The organism is Pseudarthrobacter kochi (assembly GCF_055412805.1).
The window spans coordinates 1-3420 of the sequence record NZ_JBVAYV010000093.1 but is presented as its reverse complement, the minus strand read 5'-3'; the positions used below and the strand labels follow the sequence as shown (position 1 = coordinate 3420).

General features: G+C 64.8%; 2 protein-coding genes and 1 tRNA gene. 1 reads left to right on the top strand and 2 read right to left on the bottom strand.

All coding sequences use genetic code 11. From position 1 onward, the window contains the following. Positions 1 to 100: 100 nt before the first annotated feature. Complete coding sequence (locus ACZY0Y_RS19675; RefSeq protein ID WP_463883551.1) at positions 101 to 1933, bottom strand: phosphoenolpyruvate carboxykinase (GTP); 1833 nt, start codon at positions 1931 to 1933, stop codon at positions 101 to 103. Between the two features lie 275 nt (positions 1934 to 2208). On the opposite strand from ACZY0Y_RS19675, the gene ACZY0Y_RS19670 reads away from it, so the two are divergent. Continuing rightward, positions 2209 to 2282 (top strand) — tRNA-Arg (locus ACZY0Y_RS19670). A gap of 93 nt (positions 2283 to 2375) precedes the next feature. On the opposite strand, the gene ACZY0Y_RS19665 is transcribed toward ACZY0Y_RS19670, so the two are convergent. Next, entirely contained in the window at positions 2376 to 3116 is a 741-nt protein-coding gene (locus ACZY0Y_RS19665; protein WP_463883552.1) for a FadR/GntR family transcriptional regulator, read from the bottom strand. Positions 3117 to 3420: the final 304 nt, after the last annotated feature.

Here is a 3420-nt window from a genome sequence, read left to right as displayed (position 1 = left end):
ATCCTTAAGAGGGTGTGTGGAGAAAAAATGGGGGGGAGGACGAAGGCCTCCCCCCCCTTTTCGCAGTTTGCGGGGCCGCCGTCGTTGGATCTGCTGGCTGCTAGTGCGCGGCCATGCGTTCCTTCAGGCCCTCGAGCTCTGAGCGCAGCGCCTCGGGCAGGGAGTCGCCGAACTTGGCGTACCACTCCTCGATGGAGGCGAGCTCGGTGTCCCACTCCTCGCGGTCCACGCGTACGGCGTCTTCCACGTGGGCGTGCGTGAGGTCCAGGCCGGTGAGGTCCAGCGAGTGCCCGGCCGGCACGAAGCCGATGGGGGTCTCGACGGCGTCCGCCTTGCCTTCGATGCGCTCGATGGCCCACTTGAGGACACGTGCGTTGTCGCCGAAGCCAGGCCAGGCGAAGCCGCCGTCGGCCGTGCGCCGGAACCAGTTGACCAGGAAGATGTGGGGCAGTCGTTCCGGGTTGGCTTTGCCGGAGACGCTGATCCAGTGCTTCAGGTAGTCGCCCGCGTCATAGCCGATGAACGGCAGCATGGCCATCGGGTCACGCCGCAGCACGCCGACCTGGCCTGCAGCAGCGGCCGTCGTCTCGGAGGAGAGTGTGGAGCCCATGAAGATGCCGTTGGTCCAGCTGCGGGCCTGGGTGACCAGGGGAACCGTGGTCTTCCGGCGGCCGCCGAAGAGGATCGCGGAGAGTTCCACGCCGTCGGGGCTGAAGTACTCCTCCGCCAGCATGTCGACCTGTGAAATCGGGGTGCAGAAACGGGAGTTCGGGTGGGCTGCAGGCTTGTCCGACGCCGGAGTCCAGTCATTGCCCTGCCAGTCGGTCAGGTGCGCCGGGACCTCGTCGGTCATTCCCTCCCACCACACGCCGCCGTCGTCCGTGAGGGCAACGTTGGTGAAGATGCTGTGGCCCTTGGCAATGGCGCGCATGGCGTTGGGGTTGGTGCCCCAACCGGTGCCCGGGGCGACACCGAACAGGCCGGCCTCAGGGTTGGTGGCGCGCAGTTCGCCTTCCTTGCCGATCCGCATCCAGGTGATGTCGTCACCGAGCGTTTCGACCTCCCAGCCCTCGATGGTGGGATCCAGCAGGGCAAGGTTGGTCTTGCCGCAGGCGGACGGGAACGCCGCGGAGATGTAGTAGTTCTTCTTCTCCGGCGAGGTCAGCTTGAGGATGAGCATGTGCTCCGCGAGCCAGCCCTCGTCGCGGGCCATCACGGACGCGATGCGCAGGGCGTAGCATTTCTTGCCTAGCAGGGCGTTGCCGCCGTAGCCGGAGCCGAAGGACCAGATGGAGCGCTCCTCGGGGAAGTGCACGATCCACTTGTCCGGGTTGCAGGGCCACGCGACGTCGGCCTGGCCGGGGGCCAGCGGTGCGCCCAGGGAGTGCAGGGCCGGGACGAAGAAAGCGTTGGTGGCGGTGATCTTGGCCAGGACCTCGGTGCCGATCGTGGCCATGATGCGCATGGAGGCGACAACGTAGGCGCTGTCAGTAATCTCCACGCCAAATTTGGGGTCCTCGGCGTCAAGGTGGCCCATGACGAACGGGATGACGTACATGGTGCGTCCGCGCATGGAGCCGCTGAACAGGCCGCGCAGCTTCGCCTTCATCTCCGACGGAGCCATCCAGTTGTTGGTGAAGCCGGCATCGCGTTCGTTTTCGGAGCAGATGAAGGTCTGCTCTTCGACGCGGGCCACATCGGCGGGATCGGAGAATGCCGCGAAAGATTTGGGGAACAGCTTCTCGTTCAGGCGGGTCAGCGTACCCGCGGCGACGAGCTCGTCCGTGAGCCGGGTGTTCTCTTCCTCGGAGCCGTCTACCCAGTGGATCCGGTCCGGCTGGGTCAGTTCAGCTACCTCTTCGACCCATGCCAGCAGGCCAGCATGTGTGGTGGGTGCTTTTTCAAGCAACGGCAGTCGCGCCAAATCTCCCATTACGGTTCCCTTCCTCGGGTTCAGTCGTGTGTCCTAAATGTAGGGCTAGATCACCCCCCGAAAATGGGGCAAGATGTGGGATGTCCGGGGGGCTGGAAATCAAAAACCCCGGAAATTCGCGGAATCACGCGCACCAAAAGCCCTCTTTTTGTGACTAAGGTCACATAGACCGGTCTAGTCGGCTAGATTACACCCGTCTCGATTTGTAACTACGGCCCCACCTCGCGTAGAGTAATTCGAGGTTCGGGGAGCGAGAAGTTCCAAGAACTGAGAATGCGCCCATAGCTCAGCTGGATAGAGCGTCTGTCTACGGAACAGAAGGTCAGGGGTTCGAATCCCTTTGGGCGCACAGAGAGAAAGATCCGCACCGGTCCGCCGGTGCGGATCTTTTGTTTAACCCTCGACGGCTGTTTAACCTCGACGGCGGACCCGTGGCGCACCGCTACGGGGAGATGGCCTGGCTGATCCGGCGCCGGATACCGTCGAAGTGGCTGTGGAGCCGCTGGGCCGCGAGAACCTTGTCCCCGGTGGAAACGGCCTCATAGATCCCCCGGTGCACCGCCGCTTCTGCCAGGAGATCGACCCCCTCCGCTGCGCCCAGCTCGACGTGGAGCCGCCGGTATACCTGCCAGAAGACGCCGAGCAGACTGACCAGCAGCTCGTTGTTGAGTGGTTCGAACAGGCGGCGGTGGAATTCGGCGGCGGCCTCCACGAAGTTCTCTCCGGAGCCGGCCAGCGCCTCCATCCGGAGTACGGATTCCTCGACGGCTGCCAGATGTTGCACCGTTATCAGGTCCATGGCACCGGCAATCAGCCCGGACTCCAGCGCCTGCCGGACCTCCACGAGCTGCAGGGCTTCCTGGCCGTGATGCCGCAGCGACAACCGGCCCCGGAACGTGAGGCCGTCGGCGAGCGCGTCGAAATTGTTCGGGGCCACGAACATGCCGAAGCCGTGGCGGATTTCAATCACGCCCAGTGCCTGGAGCACTTTCAGCGATTCCCGCAGGGTGTTGCGGCCGACTCCCAGCACGGCGGAGAGCTCATTCTCGGTCGGCAGCGGATCCCCGGCCTCCAGCTCACGCTCGAGGATAAGCTCCATGATGTCCGCCTGCAGGGCCCGCAGCCGGGCCTGGGCACTGAATCTCGCCTGCGGCATCGGCCTGCCGACGCCCGCGGCACTCATGCCGACCGTTCTCGATACGCCCGCTGCGGTTCCGCCGCCCGCGGCCGGTCCGCCTGCGGACAAGTTGCCTGCCGTCATCGCCCTGCCCCTCCCCCAAGTATGTTCCCCACAGTAGCGGTGGTCCCATGTCCTGCAAAGGGTGTTTGGCGACGCTCGCCGGCACGGCGCCGGGCGTAGGCTTCTGCCATGACGGCACTGTTTGAACGGGATTTCGATGTCATTGTGATCGGCGCCGGCGCCGTGGGGGGGAACACGGTGGAGCAACCCATCCTCGATGAGCTCCCCCCCCCTGTTTTTCAAGCGG